The 19,712-nt window shown below is 72.2% G+C and carries 20 protein-coding genes; 9 read left to right on the top strand and 11 right to left on the bottom strand.

Annotated elements, in window-relative coordinates; genetic code table 11:
* Positions 1-79: 79 nt before the first annotated feature.
* Positions 80-745, top strand: coding sequence for a biliverdin-producing heme oxygenase (locus KU893_RS12215; protein ID WP_218234646.1), 666 nt, complete (start codon positions 80-82; stop codon positions 743-745).
* Here the strand turns inward: KU893_RS12215 and KU893_RS12210 are convergent.
* From KU893_RS12210 to KU893_RS12190, 5 genes are read right to left on the bottom strand one after another with little or no spacing between them, the layout of a single operon-like run.
* A complete protein-coding gene (locus KU893_RS12210; protein ID WP_218234645.1) occupies positions 730-2,484 on the bottom strand; it encodes an N-acyl-D-amino-acid deacylase family protein in 1,755 nt (584 codons plus the stop codon). The two genes, KU893_RS12215 and KU893_RS12210, sit on opposite strands and share 16 nt — an antisense overlap.
* The gene (gene fadD1 / locus KU893_RS12205; protein WP_218234644.1) at positions 2,481-4,070 is read right to left on the bottom strand and encodes a fatty-acid--CoA ligase FadD1; all 1,590 of its coding nucleotides are present in this window, start codon (positions 4,068-4,070) and stop codon (positions 2,481-2,483) included. The genes KU893_RS12210 and fadD1 overlap by 4 nt, the downstream gene beginning before the upstream one ends.
* Positions 4,063-5,010 carry an alpha/beta hydrolase gene (locus KU893_RS12200; RefSeq protein ID WP_218234643.1) on the bottom strand — a complete coding sequence of 316 codons (948 nt, stop codon included), beginning with the start codon at positions 5,008-5,010 and terminating at the stop codon, positions 4,063-4,065. Before KU893_RS12200 ends, fadD1 begins: the two co-directional genes overlap by 8 nt.
* Positions 5,007-5,636: a TetR/AcrR family transcriptional regulator gene (locus tag KU893_RS12195; protein ID WP_218234642.1), complete on the bottom strand. Its 630-nt coding sequence runs from the start codon at positions 5,634-5,636 to the stop codon at positions 5,007-5,009. Before KU893_RS12195 ends, KU893_RS12200 begins: the two co-directional genes overlap by 4 nt.
* Positions 5,633-6,970, bottom strand: a complete 1,338-nt coding sequence (locus KU893_RS12190) for a flavin-containing monooxygenase (RefSeq protein WP_218234641.1) — start codon at positions 6,968-6,970, stop codon at positions 5,633-5,635. Before KU893_RS12190 ends, KU893_RS12195 begins: the two co-directional genes overlap by 4 nt.
* Before the next feature lie 122 nt (positions 6,971-7,092).
* On the opposite strand from KU893_RS12190, the gene KU893_RS12185 reads away from it, so the two are divergent.
* The 3 genes from KU893_RS12185 to KU893_RS12175 are packed head-to-tail and all read left to right on the top strand — an operon-like array spanning position 7,093 to position 9,237.
* The gene (locus KU893_RS12185) at positions 7,093-7,821 is read left to right on the top strand and encodes an SDR family NAD(P)-dependent oxidoreductase (RefSeq protein WP_218234640.1); all 729 of its coding nucleotides are present in this window, start codon (positions 7,093-7,095) and stop codon (positions 7,819-7,821) included.
* Positions 7,818-8,621: an SDR family NAD(P)-dependent oxidoreductase gene (locus KU893_RS12180; RefSeq protein ID WP_218234639.1), complete on the top strand. Its 804-nt coding sequence runs from the start codon at positions 7,818-7,820 to the stop codon at positions 8,619-8,621. The genes KU893_RS12185 and KU893_RS12180 overlap by 4 nt, the downstream gene beginning before the upstream one ends.
* Before the next feature lie 40 nt (positions 8,622-8,661).
* Positions 8,662-9,237 carry a VanZ family protein gene (locus tag KU893_RS12175; RefSeq protein WP_218234638.1) on the top strand — a complete coding sequence of 192 codons (576 nt, stop codon included), beginning with the start codon at positions 8,662-8,664 and terminating at the stop codon, positions 9,235-9,237.
* Positions 9,238-9,254: 17 nt separating this feature from the next.
* Here the strand turns inward: KU893_RS12175 and KU893_RS12170 are convergent, their stop codons facing one another.
* Positions 9,255-9,728, bottom strand: coding sequence for a putative endonuclease domain-containing protein (locus tag KU893_RS12170; RefSeq protein WP_218234637.1), 474 nt, complete (start codon positions 9,726-9,728; stop codon positions 9,255-9,257).
* A 364-nt stretch (positions 9,729-10,092) separates the two neighbouring features.
* On the opposite strand from KU893_RS12170, the gene KU893_RS12165 reads away from it, so the two are divergent.
* Complete coding sequence (locus KU893_RS12165) at positions 10,093-10,248, top strand: hypothetical protein (protein WP_218234636.1); 156 nt, start codon at positions 10,093-10,095, stop codon at positions 10,246-10,248.
* Positions 10,249-10,383: 135 nt separating this feature from the next.
* Here KU893_RS12165 and KU893_RS12160 read toward each other — a convergent pair whose 3' ends face one another.
* Complete coding sequence (locus KU893_RS12160; RefSeq protein WP_218234635.1) at positions 10,384-10,815, bottom strand: SRPBCC family protein; 432 nt, start codon at positions 10,813-10,815, stop codon at positions 10,384-10,386.
* 64 nt (positions 10,816-10,879) lie between these two features.
* Between KU893_RS12160 and KU893_RS12155 the strand changes: the two genes are divergently transcribed.
* Positions 10,880-12,550 carry a phospho-sugar mutase gene (locus tag KU893_RS12155; protein ID WP_218234634.1) on the top strand — a complete coding sequence of 557 codons (1,671 nt, stop codon included), beginning with the start codon at positions 10,880-10,882 and terminating at the stop codon, positions 12,548-12,550.
* A gap of 21 nt (positions 12,551-12,571) precedes the next feature.
* Here the strand turns inward: KU893_RS12155 and KU893_RS12150 are convergent, their stop codons facing one another.
* Both KU893_RS12150 and KU893_RS12145 read right to left on the bottom strand, forming a co-directional pair.
* Entirely contained in the window at positions 12,572-13,138 is a 567-nt protein-coding gene (locus tag KU893_RS12150; protein ID WP_218234633.1) for an FKBP-type peptidyl-prolyl cis-trans isomerase, read from the bottom strand.
* A 30-nt stretch (positions 13,139-13,168) separates the two neighbouring features.
* Positions 13,169-13,738, bottom strand: a complete 570-nt coding sequence (locus KU893_RS12145; protein WP_218234632.1) for a hypothetical protein — start codon at positions 13,736-13,738, stop codon at positions 13,169-13,171.
* A gap of 24 nt (positions 13,739-13,762) precedes the next feature.
* Here KU893_RS12145 and deoC point away from each other — a divergent pair, with 24 nt between their 5' ends.
* The 3 genes from deoC to KU893_RS12130 are packed head-to-tail and all read left to right on the top strand — an operon-like array spanning position 13,763 to position 17,063.
* Positions 13,763-14,746, top strand: a complete 984-nt coding sequence (deoC, locus tag KU893_RS12140; protein WP_218234631.1) for a deoxyribose-phosphate aldolase — start codon at positions 13,763-13,765, stop codon at positions 14,744-14,746.
* An 11-nt stretch (positions 14,747-14,757) separates the two neighbouring features.
* The gene (locus KU893_RS12135) at positions 14,758-16,194 is read left to right on the top strand and encodes an aldehyde dehydrogenase family protein (protein WP_218234630.1); all 1,437 of its coding nucleotides are present in this window, start codon (positions 14,758-14,760) and stop codon (positions 16,192-16,194) included.
* Positions 16,194-17,063 (top strand): aldehyde dehydrogenase family protein, encoded by an 870-nt coding sequence (locus tag KU893_RS12130; protein ID WP_218234629.1) that lies wholly within the window; start codon positions 16,194-16,196, stop codon positions 17,061-17,063. Before KU893_RS12135 ends, KU893_RS12130 begins: the two co-directional genes overlap by 1 nt.
* A 24-nt stretch (positions 17,064-17,087) precedes the next feature.
* Here the strand turns inward: KU893_RS12130 and KU893_RS12125 are convergent, their stop codons facing one another.
* Both KU893_RS12125 and KU893_RS12120 read right to left on the bottom strand, forming a co-directional pair.
* Positions 17,088-18,431 (bottom strand): ferredoxin reductase family protein, encoded by a 1,344-nt coding sequence (locus KU893_RS12125; protein ID WP_218234628.1) that lies wholly within the window; start codon positions 18,429-18,431, stop codon positions 17,088-17,090.
* Between the two features lie 49 nt (positions 18,432-18,480).
* Complete coding sequence (locus KU893_RS12120) at positions 18,481-19,674, bottom strand: dipeptidase (RefSeq protein ID WP_218234627.1); 1,194 nt, start codon at positions 19,672-19,674, stop codon at positions 18,481-18,483.
* Positions 19,675-19,712: the final 38 nt, after the last annotated feature.

Below are 19,712 nucleotides of genomic sequence, written 5' to 3'. Positions count from 1 at the left end.
ATTGAGAGGTGTTGACAAGTTGTCAGAATCTTGTCGACAATCCGTCGACAACTTCCCCAGATCCCCCAAGGAGCGCCCCGTGTCCCCGACCGAGACCGACCTCGTGCCGTTGTCGACGGCCCTGCGCGAGGGCTCACGCGCCGAGCACGAGGCCGCCGAGGGCTCGACGTTCATGGCCGAGCTGCTCGACGGCCGCCTCACCGCCGAGGCGTACGCCGACCTGCTGCTGCGCCTGCGCCGCGTCTACGCCGCGCTCGAGGAGGTCCTCGCCGAGCACCACGCCGACCCGATCGTCGCCGCCGTCCACGACCCCGCGCTCGAGCGGCTCGCCGCCATCGACGCCGACCTCGCCCACTGGGCCCCGGGCGTCGACCCCGAGATGCTCGACTCCCCCGCCGCGGCGGCGTACGTCGAGCGGATCCGGGCGGGCGCCGCCTGGGGCGGCCTGCTCGCCGCGCACCACTACACCCGCTACCTCGGTGACCTGTCCGGCGGCCAGGTGATCGGTCGGGTACTGCAGCGCACCTTCGACCTGCCCGAGGACACGGGCGTCGCCTTCTACGAGTTCGCGCAGATCCCCAAGCCGAAGCCCTACAAGGACGGCTACCGCGCCCGGCTCGACGCGCTCGACCTCACCTCGGACGAGGTCGACCGGGTCGTCGAGGAGGTGCGGGCCGTGTTCCGTCTCAACCAGGCGCTGTTCGAGGAGCTCGGCGAGCAGATCGAGCGCTACCGCGCCGCCTGAGCCCGGAGGAACCGCCCGGTCCGGCGCACGCCGACCACCTCGCTCAGGGTGCCGTTCTCGACCACCACCTCGCCGGCGACCAGGACCGCGACCACGGTGGCGTCGTTGCGGTTGACCATCCGCGAGAGGTTGCCGAAGGCCGGGACCGGCGCCTCGACGTAGGCGTCGAGGGAGCCGTCGAGCCGCTCGGGGTCGATGACGACCAGGTCGGCACGGTCGCCCTCGCGCAGGTGCCCGGCGTCGATGCCGTACCAGTCGCCGAGCTCGCCGGTGAGCCGGTGCACGGCGCGCTCGAGGGTCATGAACGGCGTCCCGCTGCGCTCGGCGTCGCGGACCCGGCGCAGCAGCCGGAGCCCGAAGTTGTAGAACGCCATGTTGCGCAGGTGGGCGCCGGCGTCGGAGAAGCCGAGCTGGACGCCGGGGTCGGAGGTCAGCTTGTCGAGGACCGCCGGGCGGTGGTTGGAGATGGTGGTGCGCCAGCGCACCTTCTCGCCGTGCTCCAGCACCAGGTCGAGGAACGCGTCGACGGGGTGCAGGCCACCGCGGTCGAGGCCGACCTGGCCGAAGGTCTTGCCGATCACCGACGGGTCGGGGCACTCGGTGATCTCGGCGTCGAAGAAGTCGCGGTGCCAGACCCGCGGGCCGTACTTCTGGTCGTAGTCCTTGCGGAAGCGGCGCCGGTAGGTCTCGTCCTGCAGCAGCGCACGCTGCTCCTCGATCCGGTTCGACAGGTGCAGCGCAGCGGCGCCCGAGCCGAGCTCCTCGAAGATGACCAGCGAGATCCCGTCGGCGTACACCTCGAAGGGCACCGGCAGGTGCTGGAAGCGCAGGTCGCCGCCGAACCGGTTCACGGTGCGCGCCAGCAGCGGGAACAGGTGGGCCACGAAGGGGATCGCCTTGATGTCGGCAGCCGACAGCAGGCTCACCCGCAGGGGCGACCTGCGGCCCCAGCCGCAGCTGCTGAAGGCCATCCGGACCAGCGTGTGCGGACGCCCGACGTCCGGACCGCCCTGCAGCGCTCGGCCCCGCGCTCTGAGCACCCGGTTGAGCCGGCGGCGCTCCTTCCCCTTCGCGTACGTCGACGGCAGCGTCCGCGAGCGGCAGGCCTCGCCGTCCAGCTTGTCGAACATCAGCTCCTGCGACGACATCCCGACGAAGCCCTCGTCGAGGGCGTCGACCAGGTCGGCCTCCATCCGGGCCAGCTCGGCCGCGGTCGGCCGCACGGCGGGGTCGGTCGAGCGGGACAGACCCATCCGCGCGGAGCGGATGTCGGAGTGGCCGATGAAGGCGGCGATGTTGGGGCCGAGGGGGAGCTCCTCGAGCGCGGCGACGTACTCCCCCGCGCTCGACCAGGTCTTCAGGTCGTCGAGCGCGCCGACGACGTACGGCCGCGGGATCGCCTCGACCCGGCCGAACAGGTCGCCGGCATCCTCGGGTGCGGCGTGCACGGTCGACAGCGAGCACGAGCCGAGGAAGGTCGTGGTGACGCCGTGGCGCAGCGACTCCGACAGCGAGGGCTGGACGAGCACCTCGACGTCGTAGTGGGTGTGGATGTCGACCATGCCCGGCAGCACCCAGCGTCCGCGCGCGTCGATGACGCGGGGGCAGTCGGTGGCGTCGAGCTCCTCCGCGGAGACCGCGACGACGCGGCCCTCGCGGATCCCGAGGTCGCGGACGGCGGACGGCGCCCCGGTCCCGTCGAACCAGCGCCCTCCCCGGACGATGACGTCGTAGCTCATGGCTTGCTCCTGACCTGTTCGGCGTAGACATGGTCCCGTTCGCCCCGCGACCAGAGCAGGTCGGCGGTGGCCAGTCCCTGGGCACGCAGCTCGCGCTTGAGGACCTTGTTGGTCGCGGTGCTCGGCAGCGCCTTCGCGATCCGCACGTGCCGCGGCCAGCCCTTCGGCGACAGGTCGGGCTGGGCGGCGAGGAAGGCCGCGAGCTCCTCGGGCGCCAGCGTCGCGCCCTCCCGGAGCACCAGCGCGCACATCAGCTGGTCGCCCACCCGCTCGTCGGTGACGGCGTACACGGCCGCCTGGGAGATCGCCTCGTGGCGCAGCAGCAGCTGCTCGACCGGCGCGGCGGCGAGGTTCTCACCGTCTACGCGCAGCCAGTCGTCGGTGCGGCCGGCCAGGAAGACGAAGCCGTCGGCGTCGCGGTAGGCGAGGTCGCCGGACCAGTACATGCCGCCGTCGAGGCGCTCGGCCGTCGCCTCGTCGTCGTTGTAGTAGCCGGCGAAGAAGCCCGCGCCCTGGGTGTTGACCAGCTCGCCGACCGCCTCGTCGAGGTTCGTGACCCGGCCCTCGGCGTCGTACTCGGCGCGCGGGCACTCCGTCCGGGTGCCCCGGTCGTAGACCGCCACCCCGTCGAACGGGACGCCGATCGAGCCGGCCGGCGTCTCCTCGGTGCGGGTGATGATGATCGCCGACTCGGTCGAGCCGAAGCCGTCCCACACCGAGCACCCGAAGCGCTGCGCGAACTCGCGGATGTCGCGGTCGGAGGCCTCGTTGCCGAACGCGAAGCGCAGCGGGTTGTCCGCGTCGTCCGGCTGCGCCGGGGTCGCCAGGACGTAGGCGAGCGGCTTGCCGACGTAGTTGAGGTACGTCGCGCCGTGGCGCCGGACGTCGGCGAGGAAGCCGCGCGCGGAGAACTCGGCCACGGCCAGCGCGGCGCCGGAGGCGGCGCTGACGGCGAAGCCGGCCATGACCGCGTTGCTGTGGAACATCGGCATCGAGCAGTAGACGACGTCGTCGGGACCGAGGCCGTACTTGTCGACGAGCACCGATCCGGCCATCACGACCATGAAGTTCGCGACCTGCACGGCCTTCGGCTCACCGCTCGTGCCCGAGGTGAAGATGAGCATGAAGGTGTCCGTGGTCGTCGCGACCGGGAACCCGTCGGTGGTCGTCGGCGCCGCCGCGACGAGCGCCGGCCAGGCCACGGCGTCGGTGTCGACCACCGTCGCGCCGCCGAGGTCCAGGCCCTCGAGCAGCGGCCGGTGCGCGCTGTCGGTGAGCACGACCTGGCAGTCGGCCCGGCGTACGTCGGAGGCGAGCGCCCCGCCGCGCCGGGTCCCGTTGATGCCGACCGTGACGTGCCCGCCGATCGCTCCGGCCGAGATCGCGAGCGCCATCTCCGGGCCGTTCGGCAGCAGGACGCCGACGTGGAGCGGCCTCTCCTCGTCGGCCATCGCGCGCAGCACGTGCGCCCGGGCCGCGGCACCGGCGACGACCTCGCGCCACGTCCAGGTGCGCTCGTCGTACCGCAGTCCGGCGGTGTCGCGTTCCGCGTGGGCCAGGAGCAGGCCCTGGACGGTGTCAGCCACGGGCCGGCTCCAGCACGGGCGAGGTGACCGTGAGGTGGCGCAACAGGAAGTGGAGGGCGTGCTCGACGGCGGGCTCGTGGAAGGGCTTGCCCGCGAACAGGTCGAAGTGGTCGCCCGGGTAGTGCCGGACCTCGGCGCGGCCCGCGACGGCCGCCTTCATCGCGGCCTGCAGCGGGGCGCTGCGGTCGAAGTCGGCTACCTGGACCAGCCAGGGGACCTCCAGCCGGGACGCCGCCTTCGCGGGCGCCCGGGTACCGAGCTCCAGGACGACGTCGGCGGCGATCTCGTTGCGCCAGGTCGGACCGGCGATCGCCAGGTAGTCCTCGTAGGCGCCCGGCAGGGTCAGCGCACCGGTCTCGCCGGGGTGGGCCACGACGGGGATCATCGCGGGCCTGCGGCCGACCTTGCGTCGGAAGGCGCTCGCGAGGCCGCGGCCCGTCGAGGCCAGCAGCTGGCTGGGCCGGTGGTGCTGGGTGGCCAGGCGGGCGGCCGCGAGGCCGTCGACCATCGGGACCACCGACACGACGGCCGTGATGTCGTCTCGCTCGGCGGCGACCGAGACGACGTGACCACCTCCCAGCGAGACGCCCCACAGCACGACCCGGGTCGGGTCGACGCCGGGCAGGCACTTCGCGGCGTCGACGGCCGCGTGGAGGTCGGCGACCTGCCCGGCGAGCGAGACGACCTGGCGCGGCTCACCGTCGGCGGCGTCGGAGCCGCCGAAGCCGCGGTAGTCGAAGGTGACCGCGTGCAGTCCGGCCGCAGCGAAGGCCTCGGCGAACGGGAACACACCGGCGTCCTGGGTGCCGGCGAGGCCGTGCGCCAGGACGACGACCGGAGCGCCGGTTTCGAGGCGCGCTCGCTCCTCGACCACCGGCGGGGCGAAGTGGGTGGCGGCGCAGCGCACGCCGGCCGAGGTGAAGTCGAAGACGGTGCTCATGCCGGGCTCCCGTAGATGCTCTGGATCCAGATGTGGGTGATCGCGTCGATGTGGGCCTCGCGCTCGGGGCCGACGCCCATCGCGTGCCGCTCGACGGCGTGGTCGTTGAGGTCGAGGAGGACGGCGGCGAGGACGTGGGCGTCGGCGCCCGGCGGCGCGTGGCCGACGGCGCGCTCGCGCTCGATCATCTCCGCGGTCATCTCCGCGAACTCGGCACGCCCGGCCTCCCACAGCTCGCGGACCGCCGTGCTGGTGGCGCGCGCCTCGAGGAGCGCACGGTAGGTGTGTGGCGTCTTGTCGACCGAGTCGAACAGGGTCGCGACGACCCGGCGGATCCGGGCCCGGGGCTCTCCCTCCGCCTTGACCAGCAGGTCGGTCGCGTCCGACGCGTCGTCGTACAGCTCGGCCATCAGGGCCAGGACGGCGGTGGCCTTGCTCTCGAAGTAGAAGTAGAACGCCGAGCGCGTCACGCCCGCACGGCGGGAGATCTCGGCGACGTTGACCTCCTCGAGCGTCTGCTCGCGGAGCAGCTCGTCGAGCGCCTCGAGGAGGGCCGTACGCCGCTGGTCGCCGCGGTTGACGCTGCGCCGGTCGACCATCCGCGCCCACAGGCGCTCGTCGCTCACCGGGCCACCGCCGACGCCGCCGACGCCGCGCGGGCCTGGCCGGCCGGGATCTCGCGGGTGCGCAGGTCGTACTCGTAGAGGAAGTAGTCGAGCTGCTGGGTGTGCCGTGGCCGCTGCACCATGTGGGCGGTGTACTTGTGCTGGTCCTCGTCGATCACCCGCTCCATCTCGGCCTCGCTCGGCGGCGCGTAGCGGCCGACCAACCAGGCCGCGACGAGCCGGGTCTGGCACTCGACGAACGGGAACAGCGTCGGCGTCGACTGCGCGAAGCCGATGAAGGCGACGTCGTCGAAGCCGGGCTTGAAGATCCGCTTGTAGAGACGGATGTGGTTCTCCGGCGCGCTGATGAGGTCCTCGTCGAAGAACGGGAACGTGATGTTGTAGCCGGTCGCGTGGATGACGACGTCGAAGTCCTGCGAGGTGCCGTCGGCGAAGTGCACCGTGTCTGCGTCGAAGCGCTCGATGTCGCCCTTGGCGCGCAGGTCGCCCGAGCCGAGCCGCAGCGGCAGCTCGACCGACTGCGTCGGGTGCGCCTCGAAGAACTTGTGGTTGGGCGTCGGCAGGCCGTAGTCCTCGGGCCGGCCGGCCGTCATCGGCTGCATGATCTGGACGAACTTGCGCTGCCACGCGAAGGGGATGTGCGGCGAGGTCTTGTAGTACTTGTCGGCCGGCTTGCCGGCGAAGTACTTCGGCACGATCCACGCGCTCGACCGGGTGGAGATGACCACCTCGTTGTCGAGGGTCTTGCTGGACAGCTCGACGGCGATGTCGGCGGCGCTGTTGCCGAGACCGATGATCAGGATCCGCTTGCCCGTCAGGTCGTACGGCGTGCGCGGGTCGATGTAGGCGTGCGAGTGCATCGTCAGGCCGGTGAACTCCCCCGGCTTGTCGGCGAAGCGCGGGTCCCAGTGGTGGCCGTTGGCTACCAGCAGGACGTCGAAGCGGCGGGTGCCGGTGCGCTCGGTCTCGAGCTCCCAGCCGCCGTCGGGATGCCGTTGCGCGTGGACGACGCCGTTCTCGAACTCGATCTTGCGGCGGATGTCGAAGGCGTCCGCGTAGCTGTCGAGGTACTCCTTGACCTGGGTGTGGTGCGGGAAGTCGGGATACTCCTCGGGCATCGGGAAGTCCTTGAAGGACAGCTGGTGCTTCGAGGTGTCGATGTGCAGCGAGCGGTAGGCGCTGCTGTGCCCGTTCGGGTTGCCGAACGCCCAGTTGCCGCCGACCCGGTCCGAGGACTCGAAGGTCGCGAACTCCACGCCGTAGTCGGCGAGCATCTTGCTCATCGTCAGGCCGCTGATGCCCGCGCCGATCACGGCGACGGTGGGACCACTCATCGTTGCTTCCTTCCCGTCGGGCCCCCGCCGGGGAGCCTTGACAAACCCGCGTGACGAGCGTCACGTTATGGCTGCCATTTGACGCGTGTCAACAGATTCAGACGAATGTCAGGAGAGCTGCCATGCAGGTATCGGTCGTCATCGGGGGCGCGTCGGGGATCGGGGCAGCCACCGCCCGGGCCCTGCGCGCCGCGGACCACGAGGTGGTCGTCGCGGACCTGCCCGGCACCGCCGCCGACGCCTTCGTCGACGTCACCGACGAGGCGTCGGTCCAGGCCCTCCTCGACGGCGTCGTCGCCACTCACGGGGCCTTCCACGGCCTGGTGAACTGCGCCGGCGTGAGCACCCTGGCCCGGGTCGTCGACCACGACGCCGCGCAGTGGCGCCGGGTCGTCGACGTCTGCCTCAACGGCGCATTCCTGGTGCTCAAGCACGCCGGTCGCCGGGTCGCCGACGGCGGCTCACTGGTCTCCCTGTCCTCGCTCAACGCCCGGCAGCCCGGCACCGGCCTGGCGGCGTACTGCGCCTCGAAGGCGGGTCTGGTCGCCCTCACCGAGGTGGCTGCGCTGGAGCTCGGCGGCCGCGGGGTCCGGGTCAACGCGGTCGCGCCCGGCCTGGTCGTGACACCGCTGACCGCGCCCGCGATGGACATCCCCGGCGTGCGCGAGGACTACCTGGAGAACACCGCGCTCGGCCGCTCCGGCGAGCCCGCGGAGATCGCCGCCGCCATCCGGTTCCTGCTCTCCGACGAGGCTGCGTGGATCACCGGCGAGACCCTCGACATCAACGGCGGGGCACACCTCAAGCGCTACCCCGACCTGGTCGGCCTCGTCGAGAAGGCGTTCGCGTGAGGACCGCCGTCGTCACCGGGGGCGGCTCCGGCATCGGCGCCTCCCTCGTCCGGGCGCTGGTCGCCGACGGGGCGTACGTCGTGTGCGCCGACCTCGACCTGGACGCGGCCACTGCCGTGGCGGCATCGGCGGTGGGCCCGGGCGCAGCGGTCGCCCGGCAGGTCGACGTGACCTCGGCGGAGGACGTGCGGGCCGCGGTCGACGCGGTCGTCGCCGAGCACGGCCGGATCGACCTGATGTTCAACAACGCCGGCATCACCTTCCTCGGCGACACCGAGGACCTCACCCTCGCCCAGTGGAACGCGATCATCGACGTCAACATCCGCGGCGTCGTCCACGGCGTGCATGCGGCGTACCCGCGGATGATCGTCCAGGGCGGCGGGCACATCGTGAACACCGCCTCGATGGGCGGGCTGATGGCAGCCGGCCTGATGACGTCGTACGTCACGACCAAGCACGCGGTCGTCGGGCTCTCCCTCGCGCTGCGCACCGAGGCGGCCGGGCACGGTATCGGCGTGACCGTCGTGTGCCCCGCCGCGGTCGACACCCCGATCCTCGACAAGGGCGAGATCGGCCGGTTCAAGGGCCGCGACTTCTACCTCGAGGGCCAGGGTGTCAAGCGCCCCGTCGACCCGGACGTCCTCGCCCGCCGGGTGCTCGCCGCGGTCGTCGCCGACGAGGCGATCGTGATCGAGCCGCGGCAGGCCCGGATCGCCTGGCGGGTCGGCCGGCTCTCGCCCGTGTTCGTGAACAAGATGGCCACGAGGTTCATCGCGAAGCAGCGCGCTCAGGCGTCGTGATCTGGGTGCGTGTGGGGGCGGACGGCTAACGTCTGGGCCCATGGTCACGTTCGGGGGGACCGGGGTCATGCTGCTCGGCGTCGGTGTCGCGGGCGTCGGGTGCGCACTGCTCGCGCTCGTCCTCGTCCGTCCCCTCGGCTGGGTCTCGGCCCTCGCGATCGCCGGACTCGTGTGGTCGGTCGTGGTGATCGCGCTGGTGACGCTGGTCCCCACCTCCCCCGACACCGGCTTCGTCCCCGCCGAGACCCGCCGGCCGTCCTGCTCCTGGGACATCGGCGGCCCCGCCCCCGAGGGCTTCTGGATCCTCCAGTCCGGCCAGCGCACCCTCAACACGGCGCTGTTCGTGCCGTCCGGGATGCTGCTCGTGGTGGCGGTCGCCCGCTGGCGGCTCGGCTGGGTGTTGGCGCCCCTCGGCCTCCTCGGTCTCGCCGCCTACTCGGCCCTGATCGAGAAGACCCAGCTCGAGCTGGCGCGGATCGACCGGGCCTGCGACGTCACCGACGTCATCGACAACGCCACCGGCGCGGCGTTCGGCGCCGTGCTCGGCGTCGGGCTCGTGCTGGTGCTGCGGCCGTGGCGGCACCGGCGACGGACCGGCTCGGCACGGCCCGGCTGAGAGCGAAAGGAATCCGTTCAGCCGAGGCGCTCGGATCGCTTTCGATCCTCCGATCGGCAGTCCGGGCAGGTCGTGGGCTGGCCGGACCAGCCCCGCAGCTGGAGCACCCGCGCCACCTTGGCGGCCGTCGAGCACGGCCGGTCGAGGACCTGCCCGTAGCCCAGCCGCACCGTGGCGGTGTCGCCCAACGCCGCATCGAGGTCCCGCTCCAGGTCCCGGTCGCGGGCGGCGGCGGAGTCGTGACCGAGGCGCCCGTCGAGCTCGACGATCTGCCGCCAGGGTGGTCGCTGGCCGCCGTAGACGACGTCACGGAACATCCGGCGCCCCCGACCGTCCCTGCTCTCGACCTGACGCAGGCCCCGAGGCAGGCCGTGGGCGCGTTCGACCCTGGCGAGATAGGCGTGCTCGAGCACGGAGCAGGTGCCATCGGTGACGTCGGCCAGCACCGCAGCCATGGCGGTCCGGTGCGCCAGCCGCGCCATCGCGCCCATCCGGGCGATCAGGCGCTCGGCGGTGGTCCGGCGCCCCCCCGCACGCGTCGGCGAGGATCGCGATCCGGTCCAGCTCGCGGGTGGCCCGGTCGGCGAGCAGCAGGATCGCGTCGTCGTACCGCACCCGGGGCGGACTGGCGTTGGCCTGCACCACGTCGTCGAAGTTGCGGCACTGCCGGACGCGGACCCCGGGAAGCGGCGTGGTCCGCCCACCCAGTCGCACGACGACCTCGACCACCCGATCATCGCGCCGAGCGCGGCGCCCGGGACCGTCGTGTGCGCGGACCGCCGACCAGCCGTCCAGCGCGCCGCCACAGGCGAGGACGGCGGCCCAAGCGCGCTGCCGCCAGGTGAGGGGTCCCGTGTGGCTGACGTAGACACCAAGGTGGACGGCCACCCACTCCCGGCGGCGGACGCGACGCCGGACGTCTGCGGGAGTCTGGCCGCAGGCGAGCGCCTGGCGCCGAGCGATGACGCCGTCCTGGACGTCGAGAAGATGATGGAGGTCGTCCATGGGTGAACGCTCGCCTCCCGGCATCCTCGCGTCCACCGAGGATCGCGAGCCTGTGGACGGGACCGTGGGAGTCCGTCGGCGACCGCCCGCCGCGCCGAACGAAAGCGATCCGCGCAACCCGCTGCCGCTGATCGCTTTCGATCACCCGGTCAGCTCCCCCGCCAGCCCGTCCCGGCAGCCGGCCATCATCCGGTGGTGGTTCCACTCCAGCAGCCACCGCCCGCCGTACGACGCCAGCGCGAGCAGCCCGCGCACGGCGACCTCCTGCGCGAAGTCGAGCCGGGTGCCGGCGCCCTCGGGAGTCAGGGTGAACCGCGCGAACCCGTCGAGGTCGCCCCCGATCGCGACCTCCACCACCGGCGGCGTGCGGGAGACGGCGTCGAGGACCAGGTCGAGGGTGTAGGGCAGCGTCGAGCGGCAGCACACCCGGGCCGTGTCCGGCCCGAGCTTGGCGACGGCCCGCACCTGGGGCCACCAGCGCGGGTAGTGCTCGAGGTCGACCAGGGTCGCGGCCACGTCGTCCACCGGCGCGGCGACCAGCCAGGAGTCGGAGAAGGTGAAAGAGCGGAGCACGGACCCATCATGCGGGACAGCCGAAGAGCGCCATCGACGCGTGAGCGGGGACTACGGTGGCCCGGTGACCACGCCTGACACCGACGTCCTGCTCGCCCGGGCCCAGTCCTGGCTCGCCGAGGACCCCGATGCCCACACCCGGGACGAGCTGGTCCGGGTGATCGCGGCCGTCGAGGCCGGCGACGCGAACGCCCGGGCCGACCTCGCCGACCGCTTCCGCGGCACCCTCGAGTTCGGTACGGCGGGCCTGCGGGGCGCGCTCGGGGCCGGGTCGAACCGGATGAACCGGGTCGTGGTCATCCGCGCGGCGGCCGGCCTGGCGGCGTACCTCCTCGACACCGGCACCACCCCCGGCACCCCCGTCGTCATCGGGTACGACGCCCGGCACAACTCCGACGTGTTCGCCCGTGACACCGCCGAGGTGATGGCCGGCGCAGGCCTCACGCCGCTGCTGCTCCCCCGCCCGTTGCCGACGCCGCTGCTGGCGTTCGCGATCCGCGAGCTCGGCTGCGCCGCGGGGGTGATGGTGACGGCGAGCCACAACCCGCCGCAGGACAACGGCTACAAGGTCTACCTCGGCGACGGCAGCCAGATCGTGCCGCCCGCCGACACCGAGATCGCGGCGCGCATCGCCGCCGTCGGCAACCTGGAGTCGGTCCCCCGCCCACCACTGGAGACGACCGGCGGCCGGGTGCTCGACGACGGCATCGTCGACAGCTATCTCGACACCGTCGCCGCGATCGCCGGCGACGGCCCTCGCGACCTCGCGATCGTCTACACCCCGCTGCACGGCGTCGGCGGCGGTGCGCTGCCCGCGGTGCTGGAGACCGCCGGCTTCGCCGCCCCTCAGGTCGTCGCCGAGCAGGAGGCTCCGGACCCGGACTTCCCGACGGTCGCGTTCCCCAACCCGGAGGAGCCCGGTGCCATCGACCTCGCCGTCGCGCTGGCGGAGCGGACCGGCGCCGACCTGGTCATCGCGAACGACCCCGACGCGGACCGCTGCGCGGCCGCCGTACCGGGTCCCGGCGGCTGGCGGATGCTGCGCGGTGACGAGGTGGGCGCGCTGCTCGCCGACCATCTGCTGAGCGCCGGTCGCACCGGCGTCTACGCCACCTCGATCGTGTCGTCGTCCCTACTCGGCGCGATGGCGGCCGCGCACGGCCAGCGGTACGCCGAGACGCTGACCGGCTTCAAGTGGATCGGTCGGCAGCCGGAGCTCGTGTTCGGCTACGAGGAGGCCCTCGGCTACTGCGTCGACCCCGCGAACGTCTCGGACAAGGACGGCGTCTCCGCCGCACTGCTGCTGTGCGAGATCGCCGCCGAGGCCAAGGCCGCCGGCCGCAGCCTGCTCGACCTGCTCGACGACATCGCCGTCCGGTACGGCCTGTACGCCACCGACCAGCTGTCGGTCCGGGTCACCGACCTGGCGCAGATCGCGGCCGCGATGCAGCGACTGCGCAGCACGCCGCCGAGCACCCTCGGCGGCTCGCCCGTCACCGCGGCCGACGACCTCGCCGCCGGCTCGGCGGACCTGCCGCCGACCGACGGGCTGCGCTACCGCACCGAGGACGGCAGCCGGGTCGTCGTGCGCCCGAGCGGCACCGAGCCCAAGCTGAAGTGCTACCTCGAGGTGGTCGTCCCCGTGGTCGACGGCGACGTGACCGTCGCCCGGGCCGAGGCGGCCACCCGCCTCACCGCGCTACGCGCCGACATCGCCGCCGCAGCGGGGATCTGAGCGAGCCCTCGAGCCCGGCGCTCAGCTGATCGAGACGGCGTCGACCACGAAGACGAGCGTCTCGTTCGGCGCGATGCCGCCGCCGCCCTGCCCGTAGCCGAGGGCCGGGGGGACGACGAGCAGCCGGCGGGTGCCCTTCTGGACGCCGATCAGGCCCTGGTTCCAGCCGTCGATGACCGGCGCGTTGCCCAGGTCCTCCAGCGGGAAGGTCTCGCCGCGCTCGAAGGAGCTGTCGAGCACCTGCTTGTTCGACCAGGTCACCAGGTGGTAGTTGGTCTCGACGGTGTCGCCGGCCTTCGCGGCCGGGCCGGTGCCGGTGACCAGGTCCTTGCTCAGCAGGGTGGTCGGCGGCGCACAGTCGTCGGGGACGGTGATGGTCGGCACGGCACCGAAGTCGCCCTCGACCGTGATGTCGTCGGCGGTGCACTCCTCGCCGGCCGGGGCCACGGGGGCGTCGCTGCTGGGCGTCGTGGACGGGGTCGACGTCGAGTCCGACGCCTTCTCCTCCTCGGAGTCTCCGCACGCACTGGTGGCGAGCACGGACAGCGACAGGAGGGCAGCGGCGGCGAGCCGGACACGGGTCTGCATGGAGTGCAGCCTACGAACCGCTGGAAGCGGTCAGCCGAGGAGGGCCAGCACCAGGGTCGCGACGGCGAGTGCGCCGAGCAGCACGATCTCCGGCCACGCCCAGGCGTGCCGGGGTTTCGGCGTCGTGCCGGCGGCGCCCAGGTCGCGGGCGGACGCGATCCGGCGCTCGATCTTGTCCTCGATCAGCCAGGCGGTGGACCGTTGCGCCACCGGGGTGTCGTGGGCCGCCCGGCTGTCGTGACGGATGGCGCGCCGGGTGCGACCGAACCCGCTGCCGACGTAGCGCCGCTCCCCCACGCGGACGACGGTCACCTGGCTGACCTCCACGCTCGTGATGACGGCGAAGGGCACCCAGCGGGTGTGCAGGGCGTTGCGCAGCTCGAGCTCGTCACGGTGCAGTCGCAGGGCCGGCCGGATCAGGACGGCCCACACCAGCACGCCGAGCAGGAGACAGAACGGATAGGCCCACGGCGCGAAGCCCGCCTCCGGATCGAGCAGGCCGTAGGCGATGACGGCGGCCACGAGCAGGAGCCCGACGACGCCGATGACCAGTCCTCCGGAGCTGTACCGCTCGGGCTTGGCGACACCTTCGTTCTGCACAGTCCCCAACCCTATGCTGGGCAGATGCCGACCACTGCACCCACCGATCCCGCACCGGGACTCACGGCGTACTCCGAGGTGACGGCGAGCGAGGCCTCGCTGCGCCGGTTCCTGCACGGCCTGCCGGGTGTCGACCAGGTCGGCGCCGAGGCGCGCGCAGCCGGGCTCGGCACCCGCTCGATCAAGACGACCGCGAAGGCGTGGGCCCTCGACCTGGCGATCCGGATGGTCGACCTGACCACGCTGGAGGGCCAGGACACGCCCGGCAAGGTCCGGGCGCTCGCCAGCAAGGCGCTGCGACCCGACCCGGCCGACCCGTCGTGCCCGTCGGTCGCCGCGGTGTGCGTGTACGGCGACCTGGTCGGTGAGGTGAAGGCGATCGTCGGCGACCAGGTCAACGTGGCCGCGGTCGCCACGGCGTTCCCCAGCGGCCGGGCGTCGATGGCCGTCAAGCTCGCCGACACCCGCGACGCGGTCGCGGGCGGCGCCGACGAGATCGACATGGTCATCGACCGGGGCGCGTTCCTGGCCGGGCACTACCTCCAGGTGTTCGAGGAGATCGTCGCGACCCGCGAGGCCTGCGTCCGTCCCGACGGGTCGCACGCGCACCTCAAGGTGATCTTCGAGACCGGCGAGCTGCAGACCTACGACAACGTCCGCCGCGCGTCGTGGCTGGCGATGCTGGCCGGCGCCGACTTCATCAAGACCTCCACCGGCAAGGTGCAGCCGGCGGCGACCCTGCCTGTCACGCTGGTGATGTTGGAGGCGGTCCGCGACTTCCGCGAGGCGACCGGGGTCCAGATCGGCGTCAAGCCGGCGGGAGGCATCCGCACCGCCAAGGACGCGATCAAGTACCTCGTGATGGTCAACGAGGTCGCCGGCGACGACTGGCTCGACCCGGACTGGTTCCGCTTCGGCGCCTCGACGTTGCTCAACGACCTGCTCATGCAGCGCACGAAGATGACCACCGGCCGCTACAGCGGTCCCGACTACTTCACCCTGGACTGAGGGACCACGACATGGGTTTCGAGTACGCACCGGCTCCGGAGTCGCGGAGCATCGTCGACATCAAGGCGTCCTACGGCCTGTTCCTCGACGGCGAGTTCGTCGACGGGCGCGGGTCGTCGTTCAAGACGGTCAACCCCGCCACCGAGGAGACCCTCGCCGAGATCGCCGAGGCCTCCGACGCCGACGTCGACCTCGCGGTGCGGGCGGCCCGGCGAGCGTTCCGCGGCTGGTCGCGGATGTCGGGCAAGGAGCGGGCCAAGTACCTGTTCCGCATCGCCCGGATCATCCAGGAGCGCGGCCGCGAGCTGGCGGTGCTCGAGTCGATCGACAACGGCAAGCCGATCAAGGAGAGCCGCGACGTCGACGTACCGATCGTCGCCGCCCACTTCTTCTACTACGCCGGCTGGGCCGACAAGCTCGAGCACGCCGGCCTCGGCGCGAACCCGCAGCCGCTCGGCGTCGCGGGCCAGGTCATCCCTTGGAACTTCCCGCTGCTCATGCTGGCGTGGAAGGTCGCGCCGGCGCTGGCGTGCGGCAACACGGTCGTCCTCAAGCCGGCCGAGACCACCCCCCTGACGGCACTGCTGTTCGCGGAGATCTGCCAGCAGGCCGACCTGCCGCCGGGTGTCGTCAACATCGTCACCGGCGCGGGCGGCACCGGCCAGGCGCTGGTGTCCCACCCCGACGTCGACAAGGTCGCCTTCACCGGCTCGACCGAGGTCGGCAAGGCGATCGCGCGCGCGGTCGCCGGCACCGACAAGAAGGTGACCCTCGAGCTCGGCGGCAAGGCCGCCAACATCGTGTTCGACGACGCCCCCATGGACCAGGCCATCGAGGGCATCGTCGGCGGGATCTTCTTCAACCAGGGCCACGTCTGCTGCGCGGGCTCGCGACTGCTGGTGCAGGAGTCCGTCGCCGACGAGGTGCTCGCCCGGCTCAAGCGCCGGATGAGCACGCTGCGCGTGGGCGACCCGCTCGACAAGAACACCGACATCGGCGCGATCAACTCCCGCGAGCAGCTGGAACGGATCCGCGAGCTGTGCGAGATCGGCGAGGCCGAGGGCGCCGAGCGCTGGGCGCCGGCGTGCGACCTCCCGTCGTCCGGCTTCTGGTTCCCGCCGACGCTCTTCACCGGCGTCGCGCAGGCCCACCGGATCGCGCGCGAGGAGGTCTTCGGGCCGGTCCTGTCCGTGCTGACCTTCCGCACGCCCGCCGAGGCGGTCGAGAAGGCCAACAACACGCCGTACGGGCTCTCCGCCGGCGTGTGGACCGAGAAGGGGTCGCGGATCCTGCACATGGCCTCGCAGCTGCGGGCCGGCGTCGTGTGGGCCAACACGTTCAACAAGTTCGACCCGGCCAGCCCGTTCGGCGGCTACAAGGAGTCCGGCTACGGCCGCGAGGGCGGGCGCCAGGGCCTCGCCGCCTACCTGAAGGGGGCCGAGGCCTGATGGCTCGGATCGACGTGCGCAAGACCTACAAGCTCTACATCGGCGGCGCGTTCCCGCGCTCGGAGTCGGGCTATTCCTACGAGGTCACCGACAACAAGGGGAAGTTCGTGGCCAACGCGTCCCTCGCCTCCCGCAAGGACGTCCGCGACGCCGTGGTCGCGGCCCGCAAGGCATTCGGCCCCTGGTCGTCGCGGACGGCCTACAACCGCGGCCAGATCCTGTACCGGATCGCCGAGGTGATGGAGGACCGCCGCCCGCAGTTCGAGGAGGCCGTGCGGCAGTCCGAGGGCGGCTCCGCCGCACTCGCGCGGGGCCAGGTCGACGCCGCCGTCGACCGCCTCGTCTGGTACGCCGGCTGGGCCGACAAGCTCGCCCAGGTGATCGGCAACGCCAACCCCGTCGCCGGCCCGTTCTTCAACCACACCGCGCCCGAGCCGACCGGCGTGGTCGGCGTCCTCGCGCCGCAGGAGTCCTCGCTGCTCGGGCTGGTCTCCGTCGTCGCCCCCGTGATCGTCACCGGGAACACCGCGGTCGTCGTGTCGTCGTACGCGCGCCCGCTGCCGGCCGTGACGTTCTCCGAGGTGCTCGCGACCTCCGACGTCCCCGGCGGCGTGGTCAACATCCTCACCGGTGACGCCGCGGCGCTGGGCCCGTGGCTGGCCGCCCACATGGACGTCAACGCCATCGACCTGTGCGGTGTCGCGGGCTCTCCCGAGCTGGCGACCTCGCTCGAGGTGGCCGCCGCCGACAACCTCAAGCGGGTACGACGCGCCCCGGCGGCCGAGCCGGACTGGGCCCTCGACCCGGGGCTGTCCCCCATGACGGCGTTCGTCGAGCAGAAGACGGTGTGGCACCCGATCGGGATCTGAGCCGGCGCCGCACCTACCGGTGGCTCAGCGCCAGTCGAAGTACTCGCGATGGATGTTCCGCGCGCGGACACCGGAGGACCTCAGCCCGCGCTGGAGGTCGCGGAGCATGGCCTGGGGCCCGCACATGAAGACCGACAGCTCGGCAGGCGCTCCCTCGACGTCGGCCATGATCCGCGCGGTGCCGAGCCGTCCGTCGCTCGCCGAGTCGACCAGGTGGACGCGGACCAGCTCCTGGCCGGCCGCGATCGCGACGAGCTCGTCGGCGAATGGCGCGGGCGTCCCGGTGAACGCGTAGTAGAGGTCCACCCGCCCCTGCGGTGGGTTGGCCTCCAGCGCTCGCATCCAGCTGAGGAAGGGCGCCACCCCGACGCCTCCGGCGACCCAGACCTGGCGCGCGGTGCCCTTGGCGTGGTCGAAGCGGCCGTGCGGTCCACCGATGACGGCCGGCATCCCCGGCTCGAGGAGCTGCTCCAGCGACGAGGTGTAGTCGCCCAGCGCCTTCACCGTGATCCGCACGAGCCGCTCGTGCGGGGCGCTGGCGATGGTGAACGGGTGCCGGTGCCACCCGTCCTTGGCCTCGATGTAGACCAGCGCGAACTGGCCGGGGACGAAGGTCATCGCCTTGCCGAGCGGGCGAAGCGCGATCTCCACCAGCCCCTCTCCGGCCGCCCTGACCGCGTCGACCTCGTAGTCGTGCAGCGACCGGAAGAAGCGCGCCAGGAGCTCCCGGTAGAGGTAGAAGCCGAGGCCGATGCCGCCGATCGCCACGTAGGACCAGCGCAGCACCCCCGACTCCGGGAAGGGGGAGCCGTCGAGGAGTCCATGGACGAAGCCCGCCGCGACGAAGACCCCGGTCAGCCGGTGCACCTGCCGCCAGCGGTCGTAGCCACCGAAGACCCTGCGGACGTCGCGGACGACCGGAGCGTCCTTCAGCCCGCGGACGATGCCTCGCAACGGCCCGGGGACGACGGACTGCCACCGCGGCAGGATCGCCCACACCGCGAGCGCGATCATGCCGATCGCGCCGACGGTGCCGAGCGGTCCGCCCCAGCGCGAGTGGATCGGACTGGAGGAGAGCGGGATGTGCACAGCGAGCAGGAGCAGCCCGGTGATGGCCAGACGGCGGTGCCAGATGGCCGCGCGGTCGATCCCGTCGAACCACTGCTCGACCCAGGGCAGCGAGCTGATCAGCACCAACGCGACCGACAGGAGCAGGATCGAGACGGCTCCCACGAGCTGGCCGACATAGGCGCCCGCAGGAACGCTCGCGGGTCTCGCGAGCACCCACAGCGCGATGCATGCCACGACCGCGCCGGCGATCGAGACCGGTCCGACGTCGCGTGCCGCCAATGGAGGACGGATCTGCATGAGGGGACGCTACCGAACCCGGTGGGAGCGCGAGGCCTCCCGCGCGCGGCTACGGGAGCGTCGCCCGCATCACCCGCAGCGTGTTCCCGCCCATGATCGCGGCGATCTGCGTGCGGTCGTACCCGCGGTCCACGAGCTCCTGGGTGATCGCGGCCAGGTGCGTGGTGTCCCAACCGACCGTCGTGGCACCGTCGAAGTCGCTGCCGAGGGCGGCGGTCTGGATGCCGCCGACCTCCACGACGTGGTCGATGGCGTCGACCACTGCCTTCGTCGTGAGCGAGCAGACGGCGGCGTCCCAGTAGCCGACGCCGACGACGCCGCCGGTCGCGGCGACCCCGCGGATCTCCTCGTCGGTGAGGTTGCGGTTGACGTCGCAGGTGGCCTGGACGCCGCCGTGGCTGAGCACGACGGGCTTCGTGGCGAGCGAGAGCATCTCGGCGACGGCGTCGTGGCTGGCGTGGGCGATGTCGACGATGATGCCGCGACGCTCCATCTCGGCGAGCACCCGGCGGCCGAGGGCGGTCAGGCCGCCCTTCTTCTCGCCGTGCATGGAACCGGCGACCTCGTTGTCGAAGAAGTGGGTGAAGCCGGCCATCCGCATGCCGGCGTCGTAGAGCCTGTCGAGGTTGTCGAAGTCGCCCTCCAGGTTCTGCAGGCCCTCGACGGAGAACAGGGCGCCGGTGACCTGCTTGCCGTCCTCACGGTCGGCGATCAGCCGGTCGAGGTCGCGGCGGGAGCGGATCAGCCGGAGTGAGCCGTTCGAGCCGCGGGCGGCCTTCTCGAGCTTCTCGGCGTGGTAGAGCGAGCGCTGCAGGAGCGACGTCCAGGTCCGCGGCGGCTGCAGCTGGGCGAAGGTGAGCAGGGTGATGTTGTCGCTGTCGGCCGAGTTGCTGTCGTAGTTCTGCCCCTTCGGCGACTTCGACACCGAGGAGAACACCTGCAGCGCGACGTTCCCGTCCTCCAGCCGCGGCAGGTCCATGTGCCCGCGTCCCGACCGGTCGAGGATGTCGCGGTCCCACATCAGGGTGTCCGAGTGCATGTCGACGACCTGCAACGAGTCGTGCAGCTTCTGCGTCTCCGGGCTGACCTTCGGCAGGTCGGCCGGGTCGACCTTGTTCATCCCGTTCTCGACGATGCGCGGCGCGAACGTGAAGAACCCGATCGCGCCGAGGACCACGAGTCCCAGCAACGACAGCAACGTGATCCTGATCCAGCGGCGCGTGCGCCGTCCTCCCTCTCCCATGGACCGAAACCTACTGGTCGACTCGCACCGCCGGGGAC

Origin of the sequence: Nocardioides daeguensis (assembly GCF_019192965.1) — a bacterium.
GTDB lineage: Bacteria > Actinomycetota > Actinomycetes > Propionibacteriales > Nocardioidaceae > Nocardioides > Nocardioides daeguensis.
Note: the sequence above shows the minus strand (reverse complement) of the source record. Positions and strands in the feature narration are given on the sequence as shown.